This is a genomic window from Streptomyces sp. NBC_00038 (genome assembly GCF_026343635.1).
GTDB lineage: Bacteria > Actinomycetota > Actinomycetes > Streptomycetales > Streptomycetaceae > Streptomyces.
The window spans coordinates 2,095,639-2,112,287 of record NZ_JAPELQ010000001.1 but is presented as its reverse complement, the minus strand read 5'-3'; the positions used below and the strand labels follow the sequence as shown (position 1 = coordinate 2,112,287).

The window sequence follows — 16,649 nt, the reverse complement described above, 5'->3', positions numbered from 1 at the left end:
GGAGGAAGACGGCGACCGGGCAGGAGGCGTGGCCTCCGGATCGGTCTGGGCCGGGCGGTCCGGCGGGCCGACCGGAAACCGCTGCGGCGGGTGCTCAGCCTGGGGCTGCCCACCGTCTGGGGCGCGATGGCGATCACGTACAAGCTGGCCTGTCCGCTCGCGCAGCAGAACGGGTTCGGTGCCCGGATGGCCACCTGCGCCGTCTTCTTCGCGGTCGGCACCGGGCTGATACTCCACGTCAGAACGGCGCTGCTGCGGGAGCTCCGGCAGATCCGGGAGGTCGCGGGCGCCGCCCAGAGCGTGCTGCTGCGGCCGCTGCCCCCGCGGATCGACGGGCTGAACGTCGCCGCGGCACAGCTCTCCGCGGACCGCGGCGCGAGCGTCGGCGGTGATCTGTACGAGGTGATCGCCACCGAGCACGGTGTACGGGTCGTGATGGGCGACGTCCGCGGGCACGGTATCGGCGCCATCGGAACCGTCGCCGCCGTCCTCGGCAGTTTTCGTGAGGCCGTGCACGACGAGCCCGAACTCGGCTGCGTCCTCAGGAGACTTGAGCGTGCGCTGGCCCGGCATCTGCGTGAGCGGGCCCGTGCCGAGCACCCCTCGTCCGGCCTCGACCCCGACAGCCCGGTCGCCGAGGAGTTCGTCACCCTGCTGCTCCTGGAGATCCGCCGCGACGGCGAGGTGTACGCCCTCAACTGCGGTCACCCGTGGCCGTATCTGCTGCGCAGCCATGTCGAACCGGCCGGTGTACGCGGTCATGTGGCGCGGCTGGCGTTCGGTGATCCTCTGCCCCCGCTGGGGCCGTTCCCGCTCCCGGCCGAGCTGGCCGTCGTGCGCTGCGGTCAACTGATGCCGGGCGAGGGGCTCTTCCTGCACACCGACGGAGTCGAGGACGCGCGTGACGCAGGGGGCCGGTTCTTCCCGCTGCCTGCCGCGCTCACCGACGCCGTCCAAGTCCAGCCGGTCTCGCCCCAGTCCGTGCTGAACTCGGTGTTCTCCCAGGTCCTGCGCCACACGGGCGGGATGCCGGCGGACGACATAGCGCTGCTGGTACTGCGCAACGACCGCAAACGGTTACCCGCGCAGCTGTCCCACCCGGTGGCCCATCAAGTGACGTGAGCGCAGGGTTTTCAGGGGCGCGGGGCTGTGACATCATGCGGCTTCGCCGCGTGGGCGCGACAAGCCCCCACGCGCCCGCAGCCGACGAAGCACCCGCAGTGACCCGGCGAAACCAACGGAGTGTCGCCGTCCGCCCCGCCACGGAGTGTCGGGCAGGCAGCTGGGCGGACGGCGCGGATGCGGGCCGCCGCACTGTACGAGGGGGAGCCGGCGGCCCGGCCGGCCTCTTGCGAGGCAATTCAGTCAACCGGCCGGAAACGCTCTGCGACAGCGCGCGTACTGCCCGGATACGAGCACTCCGTTCACACCCCGTGTGAAACAGGACGCACTACTCTGACGGCACCGAGTCACCCGGGGGGCCTCCATGCAGCCCAACACTCTGCTCGACGCGATTCTCGACGAGGCCGGCATCTCGCATGCGGGGCTCGCCGCTCACGTCAATCAGGCGGGGCGAGCGCGCGGTCTCGCGCTCAGGTACGAACACACCGCCGTGGCGCGGTGGTTGAAGGGGCAGCGCCCGCGCGGACAGGTGCCCGACCTGATCTGTGAAGTGCTCGCGGGGAGACTCCACCGGCCCGTCACGCTCGACGACATCGGTCTCGGCGTACCCGGTGAGCCGTCGACCCCGCACGGCACCACACTCTCCGGTTTCGTCGAGCGGGCCACCGCGCTGTGGCGCTCCGACGAACAGCAGCGCCCGCACATCCTCGGCGCGCCGGCCGTCACCGGAACACCCGCCGTGATGCCCGTGTGGGAGTGGGAGAACCCGCCCGAGGACGTGGACGTCTCACGCGGCGGACGCCACCAGGTGAGCATGGCCGACATCGAGATGCTCCGCGCGGCCCGCGCCCACTACGAGCAGATGTACCGCAAGGCGGGCGGCATCGCGACCCGCACCCGGATCGTCGGCTTCCTCAACTCCGAGACGGCGCCGCTGCTGCGCGGCAGCTACACCGACGCAACCGGACGCCAACTCCACCGTGCGACCGGCGGGTTGGTGGCCATCGCGGGCATCTGCGCCTACGACTCCGACGCGCACGGACTCGCCCAGCGCTACTTCCACCAGGCGCTGCGCCTGGCAAAGGCCAGCGGGGACAGGGGACTTGGCGCGTACGTCATAGCCCTCCTGGTCAACCAGTCGCTGTTCATGCGTGAGCACCGGCAGGCCGTCGCCTTCGCCGAGGCCGCGCTGCGCGCCGCCGGGCGACAGATCACTCCGGCGCTCGCCTCCGACCTCTACGCGATGCAGGCCAAGGCGTACGCGCACCTCGGCGACGGCAGCAGCGCGCTGTCCTGCATCCGGCGTGCCGAGCAGGCCGCCGACCGTATCCGGCGCGGTTACGAGCCCGACGAGACCGGCTATGTCCAGCCGGGCCTGGTCAACGTACAGGTGGCGGAGGCGCTGCTCAGCCTCGGCGACCTGATGGCGGCGGACGAGCACGCCGTGGCCGCCGTCGACAATCCGGCCCACGACCGGGGACGGGTGCACCGGCTCGCCGTGCTCAGCCAGATCGAACTGCGCCAGGGCAATGCCGACAAGGCGGTCGCCACCGCACTTCAAATGGCCGAACAGGCGCGGGGGATGGAGTCCCAGCGGCTGCGTGACAGACTCCGCGCGGTACGCGAACATCTGGTGGCCAGCGGGTGCGCGGGCACTTCCGAGGCCGCCGAACTCATCGACGGCGCACTGCGCGTACCGCTGTAGAACACCGAACCCGCCCAGCACCGTGCGCCGCTGTGCGCCTGCTGTCAGGAGGCTCCTACTGCCATATTGCCATCTACTCGGCGGAAGGTGGCAGAACCGTGCAGTGGACGAAACAGAACGAACAAACTGTGTACGCAAATCGCTGGTTCACCGTCAATCTCGCAGATGTGGAGCTGCCGGACGGCCGGCACCTGGATCACTTTCTGATACGGCTGCGGCCCGTGGCCGTGGCCACCGTGGTGAACGCGGCCAACGAGGTGCTGCTCCTGTGGCGGCACCGCTTCATCACCGACAGCTGGGGATGGGAGCTCGCGGCGGGCGTCGTCGAGGACGGCGAGGACATCGCCGTCGCGGCGGCCCGCGAACTGGAGGAGGAGACCGGCTGGCGACCAGGACCCCTGCGCCATCTGATGAGCGTCGAGCCCTCCAACGGGCTCACCGACGCCCGGCACCACATTTTCTGGGCCGATGAAGGCGCGTACATCGGACACCCCGTGGACGACTTCGAGTCCGACCGTCGGGAATGGGTTCCCCTCAAGCTCGTCCCCGACATGGTCGCCCGCGGCGAGGTCCCGGCCGCCAACATGGCTGCCGCACTGCTCCTTCTGCACCATCTCAGGCTCGGGCAGGACGCGTTGCCCTGATCCACCCCCCACGCGGCGTCCAGGAACCTAGTGGCCCAGAGCCTGCCAGACCGCCACGGCCACCGCGCCCACGGCCGCGACAGCCGCGAGGGTGGGCAGGGGCCAGCGGGTGTGTTCGAGGGCGACGACCCGTGCGCTCAGGTCGTCGAGATCCTTGGCGGTCTGGTCGTCGCGCTGAGTGAGCAGTGCCAGTCCGCCCTCGATGCGGGTGAGTCCCACCTCGATGGACCGGCGTAACTCTGCGAGTTCCCTTGGTGCCACGGGATGCTCGGGGTCGGCGGTCACGAGTCCGCTCCTTTCCGTAGTCGTCACGTCCTTTTACATGCGCACGGAAAGTCAACTCGCCTGGTGGGCGCGTGGGGAGCGTGTGCGAGGGGCATATGCGGGCCCGGCGCACACACGGTGTGTGAATGGCGCGGGCCCGGCACCCCCATGGGTGCCGGGCCCGCGTGAGCCTGCGTTTCACCGTGCGTAATCAGGCGTAGGTGTAGAAGCCCGAGCCTGACTTCCGGCCCAGCCGGCCCGCGTCCACCATGCGCTGGAGCAGCGGGGGAGCGGCGTACAGCGGCTCCTTGAACTCGTCGTACATCGAGAACGCGACCGAGGCCACCGTGTCGAGGCCGATCAGGTCGGACAGCTTGAGCGGGCCCATCGGGTGGGCGCAGCCCAGCTCCATGCCGTTGTCGATGTCCTCGCGGCTCGCGATGCCCGACTCGAACATCCGGATCGCGGACAGGAGATAGGGGATCAGCAGCGCGTTGACCACGAAGCCCGAGCGGTCCTGGGCGCGGATCGCGTGCTTGCCGAGGATCTTCTCGACGAGCGCCTGCGCCCGGCTGAGGGTGCCCTCGGACGTGGTGAGCGCCGGGATCAGCTCGACGAGCTTCTGCACCGGGGCCGGGTTGAAGAAGTGGATGCCGATGACCTGGTCGGGACGCGAGGTGGCGACGGCGAGCCTGACCAGCGGGATCGAGGAGGTGTTGGAGGCGAGGATCGCGTCCTGCCGGGTCACGACCTGGTCGAGGACCTGGAAGATCTCCGTCTTCACCTGCTCGTTCTCGACGACGGCCTCGATCACCAGGTCGCGGTCCGCGAACTCACCGAGGTCCGTGGTGAAGCTGAGCCGCGCCAGTGTCGCGTCCCGCTCCTCCTCGGAGATCTTCCCGCGCTCGGCCGCCTTGGAGAGGGAGTTGAAGAGCCGGGTACGGCCGATCTCCAGGGCTTCGCCGGTGGTCTCGGCCACCTTGACGTCGAGACCGGCGCGGGCGCACACCTCGGCAATGCCCGCTCCCATCTGGCCGCAGCCCACCACTCCGACGCGTTCGATGTCGGTCACATCGTCCCTTTCCGCTGATCATCGGCCTTGGCAGGTTCCCCGTTGTGCGGTGCCTGCTCCGATCGTGCACGTTACTCCCAAGTATCGATGATCGATCGTGCGGGTCAGGCATGCTGTGCGAGGAGACGATCCGTGACGGGACGGATCCGTTGTGTAGGGGGTGTGGGGATGGGGCGACTGTCACGTCGGGCGTTCGCGCTGGCCGCGGCGGCGACGCTGTCGGGATTCGCGACCGCGGGAGACGCCGCGGCCAGGGCGAAGGGGCCTCGTGCGGCGGGGGAGATGCGCGGGATGTGGCTGGCGACGGTCTCCAACCGCGACTGGCCCTCGAGCACCGGGCTGACCGCGGCCCAGCAGCGCAGCGAACTCCTCGCCCATCTCGACACGGCCGTACGCCGCCGTCTCAATGCCGTGATGTTCCAGGTGCGCCCCACGGCCGACGCGCTGTGGCCGTCGTCGTACGAGCCGTGGTCCCAGTACCTCACCGGAGTCCAGGGCAGGAACCCCGGCTGGGACCCGCTGGGCACGGCGGTCGCGGAGGCGCACGCGCGCGGCCTGGAGCTGCACGCCTGGTTCAATCCGTACCGGATCGCCAACCACACCGACCCGACGAGGCTCGTGGCGAAACACCCCGCCCGCGAGCATCCCGGCTGGGTCGTCCCGTACGGCGGGAAGCTCTACTACAACCCCGGACTCCCGCAGGTCCGCGCCTTCGTCCAGGACGCGATGCTCGACGCGCTGCGCAAGTACCCGATCGACGCCGTGCACTGGGACGACTACTTCTACCCGTATCCGGTCGCCGGACAGGTCTTCGACGACGACGCGGCGTACGCGGCGTACGGCGCGGGCTTCCCCGACCGGGCGGCCTGGCGGCGCGACAACATCGACCGGCTGGTGCTGGAAATGGCGGCCCGCATCAAGCAGATCCGGCCGGCGGCGCGCTTCGGGATCAGCCCCTTCGGGGTGTGGCGCAACGCCGCGACCGATCCGCTCGGCTCGCCGACCACGGCGGGTGTGGAGACGTACGACGATCTGTACGCGGACACCAGGAAGTGGGTCCGGGAGCACTGGATCGACTACATCGTCCCGCAGCTGTACTGGAATGTCGGCCTGGCCGCCGCCGACTACGCGAAGCTGGTGCCCTGGTGGGCGAAGGCGGCCGAGGGTACTGGCGTGGGGCTGTACGTAGGGGAGGCGCTGTACAAGGCCGGTGATCCGGCGCAGCCCGCGGCCTGGCAGGATCCGGCCGAGCTGTCCCGGCATCTCACGCTGGCCGCGCGGTATCCGGAGGTGAAGGGGCACGTCTTCTTCGCCGCCAAGGAGGTCGGGGCGGACCGGATCGGCGCCATGGCCCGCGTGGTCGCCGATCACTACTGAACCTGGAGATCGGTCATGGGTGGAATACGGTCACGCGAGGCGGAGGACGTACGGCAGGCGTGGGGCCGTGTCACACGATGGCTGGAGCGGAACGCCCCGAAGAGCGCGGCTGCCCTGTGCGGCCCTGCGACGCCAAAGATGATCGTCGATGCCGAAGCGCGCCTCGGCGTGAGCTTTCCGCAGGAGATGTGGACGTGGTTGCTGACCAACAATGGTGTGCGTATGGCCGACGATGAAGGCCACTACGCCGCCCCTGGGAGCAGCTTCCTTCCCTCTGGTTGGCACTTGCTGTCTGTGGCGCAGATCGTGAAGGTCTGCGAATGGCGTAGGGGACTGGAAGCCATGGAGCCGTCACCGGATCCGGATTGCGAAACCCTGGGATGGCACCCCGACTGGGTCCCCTTCGCGGTGGAGACCGACTGGCTCTACGGCCGGTTCATCGACACCGGCACAGGAATGCCGGGCAGGTGGAGCGACGGGGACCTGAACAGGTTCGAAACCCACGATTCCCTGGCGGACTACTTCCATTCCCTCGCCGATGAGATGCGAACGTACGGAAAGGCCGAGGACGGCCGCCTCGTCTGGTGAACCCGTACAAGACGGCCGACGGAAACCTCGTACTGAGTCAGTGGCCTGTGTCCTTGTGCCGGATTTCGGAGTCCGGGCCCGGTGAGCACACCGCCTCGTGCCCGTCCTGGAAGCGGACGCGGTACGGGGGAGTGCCCTCCGTACCCATCACTTCGACGATCTCTGCGATCTTGTCCTGCTGCCCGACGACCCTGCCGTGCTGCACCAGCTGGTCGCCCTCGACTGCATGCATCTGAACGGCCTCCTCGTCATCTGCGGGAGTAGCGGTCCGTGGTCGCAAGTCTACGACTGGTGGCGCCGGTTGGCCCGGCCCTTGCCCGTCCGTCAGTCCCGGGTCCGCTGGGTGACCGCGATGCAGATCAGTACGGCGGCGGCCGTCAGGGGTGCGGCCGGTGTGAGGTGCTCGCCCAGGAGCAGTACCGACCACACCAGTGTGAGCAGCGGCTGCGCCAGCTGCAACTGGCTGGCCTTCGGGATCCCGATCGCGGCCATGCCGCGGTACCAGACGACCAGGCCGAGGAACTGCGATCCGGCCGCCACCCACAGCAGCCCGGTCACGCTGTGCGCGGTCAGGTGTACGGGCTCCTGCGACAGCGCGATCAGCGCACCCGGCACCGTGAGGGGCAGACAAAGGACCAGTGCCCAGCCGACGACCTGCCAGCCGGGCATGACCCTGGAGAGCCGTCCGCCCTCGGTGTATCCCGCCGCGCAGATCAGCAGCGCGCCGAAGAGATAGGCGTCCGCGCTGGTCAGGGCGCCACCGCTCTGCTGCACGGTGAACGCGATCACCGCGGCCGCGCCCGCGACCGCCGCCACCCAGAACGTCCGCGAGGGCCGTGCCCCCGTGCGCAGCGCCGAGAACAGCGCGGTGGTGAGCGGCAGCAGACCGACGACCACGGCCGCGTGGGCGGTGGTGGAGGTCTCCAGCGCGAGCGTCGTCAGCAGCGGGAAGCCGAGCACGACTCCGGCGGCGACGACGGCGAGCCCCGTCCAGTGACGCCTGACCGGCAGGGGTATGCGCAGCGCCAGCAGGCAGCCGCCCGCGATGACCGCGGCCAGGACGCTGCGCACGGCCACCAGGGACCAGGGGCCGAAGCCCTCCAGGCCCCAGGCGGTGGCGGGGAACGTGAGCGAGAAGGCGGTGACGCCGAGGGCGGCCTGCAAGGTGCCGGAGCGGTGGGCGGGCGCGGAGGGGACCGCTTCCGAAGAGGCGGGGAGCGCGGTTGCGGCGGTCCGCGGAGACGTGCGAACCGCTACTCGGGTGTTGGCGGTAGCGCTATCCTTGGCTCTCATGCAAGAGCGTAGCAGTGTGGGTGACCTGGCGAATCAGCTGCGACGAGAACTGAACCGATACTCTCCTGGTGGAAAGCTGCCCTCGAGTCGGGCGCTCGTCGAGCGGTATCGGGTGAGCCCGGTGACCGTGTCCCGGGCGCTGGCGCAGCTCGCCGCCGAGGGGCTCGTCCTCACCCGGCCGGGGGCCGGTGCGTTCCGGGCCCAGCCGCGTGCGGCTGCCGCGCCCGCCGGGGACACCTCCTGGCAGGAGGTCACGCTCAGCGCGGACGCCGCGGCCGAACTAGTGCCGCGCACGGTGGACGCCTCCGGAGTCCTGGTCTCACTCGCCGCTCCGCCGCCCGGTGTCGTCGAGTTCAACGGCGGCTATCTGCACCCGTCGCTGCAGCCCGAGCGGGCGATGGGCGCGGCCCTGTCCAGGGCGGGCCGACGCCCCGGCGTCTGGGGCCGGCCGCCCGTGGAGGGACTCGCGGAGCTGCGGGAGTGGTTCGCGCGGGGGATCGGCGGTGCGATCACCGCCGCCGAGGTGCTCGTCACGGCGGGCGGTCAGTCCGCGCTCACCACCGCCTTGCGCGCGCTCGCGCCGCCGGGAGCACCGGTGCTCGTCGAATCGCCCACGTACCCCGGCATGTTGGCGATCGCCCGCGCGGCCGGACTGCGGCCCGTGCCGGTGCCAGTCGACGCCGACGGGGTGAAACCCGCCCTGCTCGCCCACGCCTTCAAGGCCACCGGCGCCCGTGTCTTCGTCTGCCAGCCGCTGTTCCAGAACCCCACCGGCGCCGTACTCGCGCCCGAGCGGCGCGGTGAGGTGCTGCGGATCGCGCGGGAAGCCGGTGCGTTCGTCGTGGAGGACGACTTCGTACGACGTCTCGTGCACGAGGACGCGGGCCCGCTGCCGCGTCCGCTGGCCGCCGAGGATCCCGACGGAGTCGTCGTGTACGTCGGCTCACTGACGAAGGTGACCTCGCCGAGCTTCCGGGTGAGTGCGCTGGCCGCGCGGGGCCCCGTCCTGGAGCGGCTGCGCGCCATCCAGGTCGTCGACACCTTCTTCGTGCCGCGCCCGCTCCAGGAAGCCGCGCTCGAACTCGTGGGCTCGCCCGCATGGCCCCGCCATCTGCGCGCCGTCGCCGCCGAGTTGAAGACCCGCCGGGACGTGATGACCACCGCACTGCGGCTGAAGCTCCCCGAACTCGCCCTGCCCCACATCCCGTCCGGCGGCTACCACCTGTGGCTGCGCCTGCCCGACGGCACGGACGAGTCCGCCCTCGTAGCCGGCGCCCTCCGCGCGGGCGTGTCCGTCACCCCGGGCCGCCCCTACTTCAGCGCCGAACCCCCCGCCGCCCACGTGCGGTTGAGCTTCGCGGCGGTCGCGGGGACGGAGGAGATCACGGAGGGGGTACGGAGACTGCGGGTGGCTTGTGACGAGGTGCTGGGCTGAAAATCTCGCCTGAGCCGGAGAGTCTTTCAGCCCGTCCGGCGTTTGAGGACGAGCGCGTCAGCGCGACAGGGGGGTCTGGGGGCGCAGCCCCCAGGTACGGGACGGGTAGGGGCGGAGGGGGCGAAAAACCGCTCGACCCCCGGCGCCCTGAGCTGCGAGTCTCCCGGCATGACCGATACCCAGAGCCTCCCCGAGGGCTACGAGTTCTCCGCCGACACCGCCCGAATCGACGTCGACAGCGTCCACCGCTGGCTCTCCACCGACGCGTACTGGGCCACCGGACGCTCGCGAGACAAGCAGGAGCGCGCGATCGCCGGATCGCTCAACTTCGGGGTGTACGACGGGGCTTCGGGGGAGCAGGTCGCGTACGCACGCGTGGTCACCGACGAGGCGACCTTCGCATGGCTCTGCGACGTCTACGTGGACCCATCGGTCCGCGGCAAGGGACTGGGCACCGCCCTGGTCGCCGCCGTACGCGACCACCTCGAACCACTCGGTCTGCGCCGGATCCTGCTCGCCACGGCGGACGCGCACGGTGTCTACGAGAAGCTCGGCTTCAAGGTCCTCGAGAGGCCGGACCAGTGGATGGCACTCATGCTGCAGTGAGCCCGCGTGTACCCTCCGTAACCCCTCTTGACCTGCGGAGTTCCGCGTTCCACGATCACCGCATGCATCTTCGGGTCACGTTCGTCGCCGCCGCGCGCAGCTCCTCGCTGCTCGCCGAACGCTTCGAGGACGACCGGCCGCTGGACCAGGCCGGCTGGGAGGAAGTGCAGCGCGCCGCCCCGGAGCTGGTGCCGCTGGCGGCTGCCGAGCTGCGCTACTGCTCACCGACACCGCGCAGCCGGGCCACCGGGGACGCGCTGGGCTACGCGCCGCTCGTCCAGCTCGCGCTGCGCGACTGCGACATGGGCCGCTGGCGCGGTCTCACGCTCGGCGAGGCGATGGCCCGCGAGCCCGAGGCCGTCGACAGCTGGCTCGCCGGCCCGCGCTCCACGCCGCACGGCGGCGAATCGCTGATGTCCTTCATCGCCCGCGTCGGAAACTGGCTCGACACCCGGCCCGCCGACGATGGCGGCCGCATCGTCGCGGTGGCCGAACCGTCCGTGGTCCGGGCCGCCCTGGTCTACGCCCTGAAGGCACCGCCCTCGACGTACTGGAACGTGGACGTCCGCCCCTTGTCGACGATCACCGTGACGGGCCGCGCGGGGCGCTGGAACCTGCGCTTCGAGGGGGCTTACTCCCAGCCCTCGCGTGCGTAGTCCGTGGTGAGTTCGAGGTCCTTCGCGGGCCCGGCGACGCGCCACACGGTCCGCCAGTGGTGCTCGTCGAAAACCGTGAACTCGCCCTGGTAGAGGTCCGCCGAGCAGGGGTGGTCGGCGAGGCAGTACCCGGAGCTCAGGTCCAGGTCGTGGAAGGGGCGGCCGTCGGAGAACCGTACGACCGCGGTGCCCGCGCGGTCTCCCGGCAGGAAGCGCAGCGTCCGCTCCGCCGGCCTGGGCGTGCCCTGCCATACGAAGGTGCCGGATTCGTGGTGCAGCAGACCCGTGTCCTCCGGGTGCTCCAGCGGTCCGAAAACCGTCGTCCCCGTGAAGTGCCCCTCAGCACCGCCCGCCAGATCCCGCACCGCGCGCTCCACCCGCCAGCTCCCGGCCAGGTACGCCAGCACGTCGGCCACTGGCCAGAACTCGCCCATCCCGTCCTGCTTTCCGTCACATCCGATGCCGCACAACCCATTGACGCCCTCCGGCCCCCTCCCTATCTTGCCGTTCGAAGTGCTGATCACTGTCCGACATTTCGAACAACTCAAGACTACAGAGCCGCGGAGTATCCATGTCACGCACCCGCACCCGCTGGAGACTCGGACTCACGGCCACCGCCCTCCTGGTGGCCTCCGCCGTCGTCCCGGCCCCCGCGAACGCCGAGGACGTCACCGACTACGCGATCACCGTGGATCCGGCCGCCAAGGGCGCCAGGATCGACGACACCATGTACGGCGTCTTCTTCGAGGACATCAACCGCGCCGCGGACGGCGGCCTGTACGCGGAGTTGGTGCAGAACCGTTCGTTCGAGTACAGCACCGCCGACAACCGCTCCTACACCCCACTCACGTCCTGGGCCACCTCGGGCACCGCGGGGGCCCTGAGCGACGACGGGCGCCTCAACGCCCGCAACCGCACCTATCTCGCCCTCGACGGCGGCTCGTCCGTCACCAACTCCGGTTACAACACCGGGATTTCCGTCGAGAGCGGCGAGGCGTACGACTTCTCGGTCTGGGCACGCGCGGATGCGGCGGCGCCCCTGACCGTGACGCTGCACGACGCCGACGGCGCGCTCGCCCAGGCCCGCCGGGTCACCGCGCGCGGCGGCTGGGCCAAGTACCGGGCGAAGTTCACCGCGACCCGCAGCAGCACCACGGGCCGCCTCACCGTCGCGGCCGAGGGCCCGGTCGCGCTCGACATGATCTCGCTGCTGCCCCGGGACACGTACAAGGGGCACGGTCTGCGCGGGGACCTCGCCGAGAAGATCGCCGCGCTGAACCCGGGCTTCGTGCGCTTTCCGGGCGGCTGCCTGGTCAACACCGGGAGCATGGCCGGATATGACGAGGCGTCGGGCTACGAGCGCAAACGCTCCTACCAGTGGAAGGACACCATCAGCCCCGTCGAGCAGCGCGCGACGAACTCCAACTTCTGGGGATACAACCAGAGTTACGGACTGGGCTACTACGAGTACTTCCAGTTCTCCGAGGACATCGGCGCGATGCCGCTGCCCGTGGTGCCCGCCCTAGTCACTGGCTGCGGCCAGAACAAGGCCACCGACGACGACGCCCTGCTCGCGCGGCACATCCAGGACACCCTCGATCTGATCGAGTTCGCGAACGGGCCCGTGACGAGCGAGTGGGGCAGGAAGCGGGCGGCGATGGGCCATCCGAAGCCCTTCCACCTCACCCACCTCGAAGTCGGCAACGAGGAGAACCTGCCGGCCGAGTTCTTCGCCCGCTTCACGGAGTTCCGCACCGCCATCGCGGCCGAGTACCCGGACGTCACCGTCATCTCCAACTCCGGCCCGGACGACTCCGGTTCGACCTTCGACACCGCCTGGCAGCTCAACCGGGACGCGAACGTCGACATGGTCGACGAGCACTACTACAACAGCCCGCAGTGGTTCCTGCAGAACAACGACCGCTACGACTCGTACGACAGGAACGGCCCCAAGGTCTTCCTCGGCGAGTACGCGTCGCTCGGCAACACCTTCAAGAACGCCCTCTCCGAGGCCGCGTTCATGACCGGTCTCGAACGCAACGCGGACGTCGTGAAACTCGCCTCGTACGCCCCGCTGCTGGCCAACGAGGACTATGTCCAATGGCGCCCGGACCTGATCTGGTTCAACAACCACGCCTCATGGGGATCGGCCGACTACGAGGTGCAGAAACTCTTCATGAGCAACGTCGGCGACCGGGTGGTGCCCTCGACCGCCACCACCACGCCCTCGGTGAGCGGCCCCATCTCGGGCGCCGTCGGCCTGTCGACATGGGCGACCACGGCGGCGTACGACGATGCGAAGGTGACCGGCGCCGACGGGACCGCGCTGCTCGGCGACGACTTCAGCGGTGACGCGTCCCAGTGGACCCACACCGGCACCGGGAGCTGGAGCGTCCAGGACGGTCAGTACGTGCAGAGTGACGAGGCCGCGACCAACACCATGGTCCAGGCGGGCGATCCGGCCTGGCACGACTACGACCTGCACGTGAAGGCCACCAAGAAGTCCGGCAAGGAGGGCTTCCTCGTCGCCTTCGGCGTCAAGGACACCGGGAACTACTACTGGTGGAACCTCGGCGGCTGGAACAACACCACCTCGGCGGTCGAACAGGCCGTGGACGGCGGCAAGTCGACGCTCGTCTCCAAGGCGGGGTCCATCGAGACGGGCCGCGCCTACGACATCGACATCAAGGTGAGAGGCCGTCAGGTGACGCTCCTCCTTGACGGCCAGGAGTGGGGGAGCTTCACCGACGACAAGCCCGCCGAGCCGTTCCGGCAGGTCGTCACCCGGGACGCGAAGAGCGGCGACCTGATCGTCAAGGTCGTCAACGCCCAGGCGGCGGACGCCCGTACGGCGATCGACCTGGGCGGGGCGAAGGTGGGCCGCAAGGCCGCCGTGACCACGCTCCAGGCCGCACCGGACGCGGTGAACACCGAGACGAGCACGGCGGTCGCCCCGGTTAGGTCCACCTTCGAGGGGGTCGCCGACAGGTTCACGTACACCTTCCCGGCGAACTCCGTGACGTTCCTCAGAATCAAACAGGGATGACCGGTAAGGAAAGGACGACCGGTAAGGAACGAGCGGGCTAGGAACGGCCGCGGCGGGGTTTGCCGCGCTTGGCGCCCTTGGCACCCCCGGAGCCGCCGCTCCGGGGGTTCTTGCCCGTCGACTTGCCGACCACGGGCTTGCGCCGGGCGCCGCCGCCCGTCTCGGGGCGCTTGGACTTGGCCTTCGGCTCGGCCGGGGCCGGTGCGGGGGCGCGTCCCCGGGTGCTGTTGACGGTTCGCCCTCGGACGATCCCGATGAAGTCCTCCACCAGGTCGGTGGTCCTCTCCTCCGGCCACGACAGTGCGATGCGCGACTCGGGGGCGTCCGTGACCGGGCGGTAGGTGAGGTCCTTGCGGTGGTGCAGGCGGGCCAGCGACTGGGGGACGACGAGGACGCCGATGCCGGCCGCCACCAGTTCGACGGCGTCCTCCGTCGTGGCGGGGCGTTCGATCGCGGGCTGCCCCGGCAGGCGCTCCCAGCCGAGGGTGTCGTCGAGCGGATGCAGCACGATGTCGTCGGCGAGATCGTCCGTGGACACCTCGTCGACCGCCGCGACGACATGGTCCTTGGGGACCACGACCACGGACGTCTCGGTGTAGAGCGGGATCGCGCTGAGGTCCGTACGGTCGACCGGCAGGCGCACGAAACCGGCGTCGGCGCCGCCGCCCCGCAGCACGTCGAAGGCCTCCGCGACCGACACCGCGACGAGGGTCAGCGGGACGTCGGGCAGTCGCTCGTTCCAGATCCGCACCCACTTCGCGGGCGTCACCCCCGGAACGTACGCGAGCTTGAACGACGGGGATGCCTCGGAGCCAGTCACCCCGCCAGGCTACCGGCCGTGCCGGTGCGCGGCGCACGCGGAGCCGGTGGTCACAGGGGGCGTACGGGGCCATGCTGGTCGGCGGCTGCCCATCCGCTCGTTACCCTTGACACCATGACGTCGCCCCAGAACACCCAGACCATGAAGCCCGCGACCGCGGCGAAGAAGCTGGGTGTGTACCTCGAAGCCACCCCCGCCGAGTTCCAGGAGGGCGTCGTCTCGCGTACCGAGCTGGCCGCGCTGCAGGCCGAACCGCCCCAGTGGCTGGTGGACCTGCGGAGCAACGGCCCGCACCCCCGGCCGGTGGTCGCCGCCAAGCTGGGTGTCTCCATCGCGGGTCTCGCCCGGGGCGGAGTCACCGAGGCCCTCACCACGGAGCAGATCGAGGCGCTGAAGGCGGAGGGTCCCGAGTGGCTGCTGCGGGAGCGCGCCACCCAGGCCGAGGTCCGCAAGGAAGCGGTCCGCATCAAGGAGAAGAAGGCCGACGAGGCCGCTCAGCGCTCCTGATCTCCCTCAGAGCGGCGTCGGGGGCTCGGCCACACCGACGATGAAGTTCCCCAGCGGTCGGACCTCGGCCGACCAGCCCAGCGCGGTGAGCTCGCCGGAGAGCGCCGCGGGCTCGTGGTAGATCTTCACGATCCGGTACTCGCTGCCGTCGTCGAGGCTGCGGACCTCCGAGGAGACGTCCTCGAGGGCCGCCCCGGCAAGGCCCTCGTCGATGAAGACGGCTCTGCCGTCCGGGGCCAGCGCGGCGGCGACGGTCGCCCAGAAGTCCCCGAAGCGGGACGCCGGGACATGGCTGAGCCAGAAGGCGAAGAACACGGTGTCGTAGCGGCGCTCCGGCCGCCATGTGAACACGTCGGCCTGCACGAACTCCACCGTCGGGGACCCGGCACGCTCACGCGCGATGCCCAGCACCTCCGGCGCCGAGTCGACAGCGGTCACCGAGCGCGCCCGCGCGGCCAGCGCCCCGGTCCACTGACCCGTACCGCAGGCCAGCTCCAGCACGTCCCCGGCGACGGGGAGGCCGTCGAGCGCGGCCACCAGCTCCCGCAGGTCGGCCCGCTCGGCGTAGACCCGGTCGTACTCGAAGGCGCGGGCCCGGTAGTAGGCAATCTGCTCCGCCAGAAGGGCATCGTCAGAAGTTGTCATGAGCCCGACGGTAGCTGCGGTGGCGGCGGTCTGTCCGGCAACCGGCTGTGACTCGACAAGGCTCCGTGTCAGGACCGGGCGAGGACGCAGAACTCGTGGCCCTCCGGGTCGGTCAGGCACGTCCACGGGACCTCGCCCTGGCCGACGTCGAGGTCGGTGGCGCCGAGGGCCCGCAACCGGGCCACCTCAGCTGCTTTGTCATCACCGGGGTCCGGCACCAGGTCGAGATGGACGCGGTCCGGCACGGTCTTCACGTCGGGCTTGCGGAGGAACTCGAGATACGGGCCGACACCCTTGTCGGAGCGCCACACCGCATGGTCGTCGGTCACCTCGTGCAGGGTCCAGCCGATCACCTCGCCCCAGAACCGGGCCATGGCCCGCGGATCCACGCAGTCGACCACCACCGCGGCGATCGGCCCAGTGTCCCGGTAGACGTCCCGGGGCTCCAGCACACAGAACTCGTTGCCCTCCGGGTCGGCGAGGACCGTCCACGGCACGTCGCCCTGGCCCACGTCGGCGGGCGTCGCACCGAGAGACCGGAGGCGCGCGACCAACTCCGCCTGATGGGCCGCGGAGGTGGTGGCGAGATCGAGGTGCACACGGTTCTTCGTCGCCGTCTTGGGTTCCGGGACGGCGATGACGTCGATGCATACTCCGGCCGGGTCCAGCCAGTCGAAGCCGACGGGTTGAGCGGCGGTCGCGCCGGAACCCCCGCTGGTGACACGCCAGCCGAGCGCCTCCGCCCAGAACCGGCCGACCGCCGAGTCGTCAAGAGCCTTTATGTTCACCAGGGCAGGTCGCAGGGTCATGCCGGCGATCCTATGCACTCGGCCTGCCACTGAGCAGATTGCATAAACGTGCAGCGATAC

General features: G+C 70.3%; 18 protein-coding genes. 10 read left to right on the top strand and 8 right to left on the bottom strand.

All coding sequences use genetic code 11. The features are described from left to right. Positions 1 to 126 precede the first annotated feature (126 nt). The 3 genes from OG219_RS09830 (at position 127) to OG219_RS09820 (ending at position 3,471) form a co-directional block, all read left to right on the top strand. Positions 127 to 1,122, top strand: a complete 996-nt coding sequence (locus OG219_RS09830; RefSeq protein ID WP_266836047.1) for a PP2C family protein-serine/threonine phosphatase — start codon at positions 127 to 129, stop codon at positions 1,120 to 1,122. A 364-nt stretch (positions 1,123 to 1,486) separates the two neighbouring features. Beyond that, positions 1,487 to 2,827 carry a transcriptional regulator gene (locus OG219_RS09825; RefSeq protein ID WP_266467219.1) on the top strand — a complete coding sequence of 447 codons (1,341 nt, stop codon included), beginning with the start codon at positions 1,487 to 1,489 and terminating at the stop codon, positions 2,825 to 2,827. Positions 2,828 to 2,925: 98 nt separating this feature from the next. Further along, positions 2,926 to 3,471 carry an NUDIX hydrolase gene (locus OG219_RS09820; protein ID WP_266467221.1) on the top strand — a complete coding sequence of 182 codons (546 nt, stop codon included), beginning with the start codon at positions 2,926 to 2,928 and terminating at the stop codon, positions 3,469 to 3,471. A 27-nt stretch (positions 3,472 to 3,498) separates the two neighbouring features. Here the strand turns inward: OG219_RS09820 and OG219_RS09815 are convergent, their stop codons facing one another. Further along, a complete protein-coding gene (locus tag OG219_RS09815; protein ID WP_266467224.1) occupies positions 3,499 to 3,756 on the bottom strand; it encodes a hypothetical protein in 258 nt (85 codons plus the stop codon). Between the two features lie 190 nt (positions 3,757 to 3,946). Beyond that, complete coding sequence (locus OG219_RS09810) at positions 3,947 to 4,807, bottom strand: 3-hydroxybutyryl-CoA dehydrogenase (RefSeq protein WP_266824970.1); 861 nt, start codon at positions 4,805 to 4,807, stop codon at positions 3,947 to 3,949. 168 nt (positions 4,808 to 4,975) lie between these two features. Between OG219_RS09810 and OG219_RS09805 the strand changes: the two genes are divergently transcribed. Together OG219_RS09805 and OG219_RS09800 are read left to right on the top strand one after the other, a co-directional pair. Then, positions 4,976 to 6,184, top strand: coding sequence for a glycoside hydrolase family 10 protein (locus OG219_RS09805; protein ID WP_266824968.1), 1,209 nt, complete (start codon positions 4,976 to 4,978; stop codon positions 6,182 to 6,184). A gap of 15 nt (positions 6,185 to 6,199) precedes the next feature. After that, entirely contained in the window at positions 6,200 to 6,772 is a 573-nt protein-coding gene (locus tag OG219_RS09800; protein ID WP_266824966.1) for an SMI1/KNR4 family protein, read from the top strand. 37 nt (positions 6,773 to 6,809) lie between these two features. On the opposite strand, the gene OG219_RS09795 is transcribed toward OG219_RS09800, so the two are convergent. After that, a complete protein-coding gene (locus OG219_RS09795) occupies positions 6,810 to 7,004 on the bottom strand; it encodes a DUF1918 domain-containing protein (protein ID WP_266824965.1) in 195 nt (64 codons plus the stop codon). A gap of 92 nt (positions 7,005 to 7,096) precedes the next feature. Then, positions 7,097 to 8,065 carry a DMT family transporter gene (locus tag OG219_RS09790; RefSeq protein ID WP_266824963.1) on the bottom strand — a complete coding sequence of 323 codons (969 nt, stop codon included), beginning with the start codon at positions 8,063 to 8,065 and terminating at the stop codon, positions 7,097 to 7,099. Here OG219_RS09790 and OG219_RS09785 point away from each other — a divergent pair. From OG219_RS09785 to OG219_RS09775, 3 genes are all read left to right on the top strand, one after another. Beyond that, entirely contained in the window at positions 8,064 to 9,500 is a 1,437-nt protein-coding gene (locus tag OG219_RS09785; RefSeq protein WP_266824961.1) for a PLP-dependent aminotransferase family protein, read from the top strand. The two genes, OG219_RS09790 and OG219_RS09785, sit on opposite strands and share 2 nt — an antisense overlap. A 168-nt stretch (positions 9,501 to 9,668) precedes the next feature. Next, complete coding sequence (locus OG219_RS09780; protein WP_266824959.1) at positions 9,669 to 10,106, top strand: GNAT family N-acetyltransferase; 438 nt, start codon at positions 9,669 to 9,671, stop codon at positions 10,104 to 10,106. A 62-nt stretch (positions 10,107 to 10,168) separates the two neighbouring features. Then, positions 10,169 to 10,762, top strand: a complete 594-nt coding sequence (locus OG219_RS09775; RefSeq protein WP_266824957.1) for a histidine phosphatase family protein — start codon at positions 10,169 to 10,171, stop codon at positions 10,760 to 10,762. On the opposite strand, the gene OG219_RS09770 is transcribed toward OG219_RS09775, so the two are convergent. Then, entirely contained in the window at positions 10,738 to 11,196 is a 459-nt protein-coding gene (locus OG219_RS09770) for a DUF6314 family protein (protein WP_266824956.1), read from the bottom strand. The two genes, OG219_RS09775 and OG219_RS09770, sit on opposite strands and share 25 nt — an antisense overlap. A gap of 137 nt (positions 11,197 to 11,333) precedes the next feature. On the opposite strand from OG219_RS09770, the gene OG219_RS09765 reads away from it, so the two are divergent. Next, entirely contained in the window at positions 11,334 to 13,808 is a 2,475-nt protein-coding gene (locus OG219_RS09765; RefSeq protein WP_266824954.1) for an alpha-L-arabinofuranosidase C-terminal domain-containing protein, read from the top strand. Positions 13,809 to 13,845: 37 nt separating this feature from the next. On the opposite strand, the gene OG219_RS09760 is transcribed toward OG219_RS09765, so the two are convergent. Further along, positions 13,846 to 14,628 (bottom strand): LysR substrate-binding domain-containing protein, encoded by a 783-nt coding sequence (locus OG219_RS09760; protein ID WP_266824952.1) that lies wholly within the window; start codon positions 14,626 to 14,628, stop codon positions 13,846 to 13,848. A 114-nt stretch (positions 14,629 to 14,742) separates the two neighbouring features. Between OG219_RS09760 and OG219_RS09755 the strand changes: the two genes are divergently transcribed. Beyond that, complete coding sequence (locus OG219_RS09755; RefSeq protein WP_266824950.1) at positions 14,743 to 15,135, top strand: DUF5997 family protein; 393 nt, start codon at positions 14,743 to 14,745, stop codon at positions 15,133 to 15,135. A gap of 6 nt (positions 15,136 to 15,141) precedes the next feature. On the opposite strand, the gene OG219_RS09750 is transcribed toward OG219_RS09755, so the two are convergent. Both OG219_RS09750 and OG219_RS09745 read right to left on the bottom strand, forming a co-directional pair. Continuing rightward, positions 15,142 to 15,780: a trans-aconitate 2-methyltransferase gene (locus OG219_RS09750; RefSeq protein WP_266824948.1), complete on the bottom strand. Its 639-nt coding sequence runs from the start codon at positions 15,778 to 15,780 to the stop codon at positions 15,142 to 15,144. Between the two features lie 68 nt (positions 15,781 to 15,848). Then, entirely contained in the window at positions 15,849 to 16,589 is a 741-nt protein-coding gene (locus OG219_RS09745; RefSeq protein WP_266824946.1) for a VOC family protein, read from the bottom strand. Positions 16,590 to 16,649: the final 60 nt, after the last annotated feature.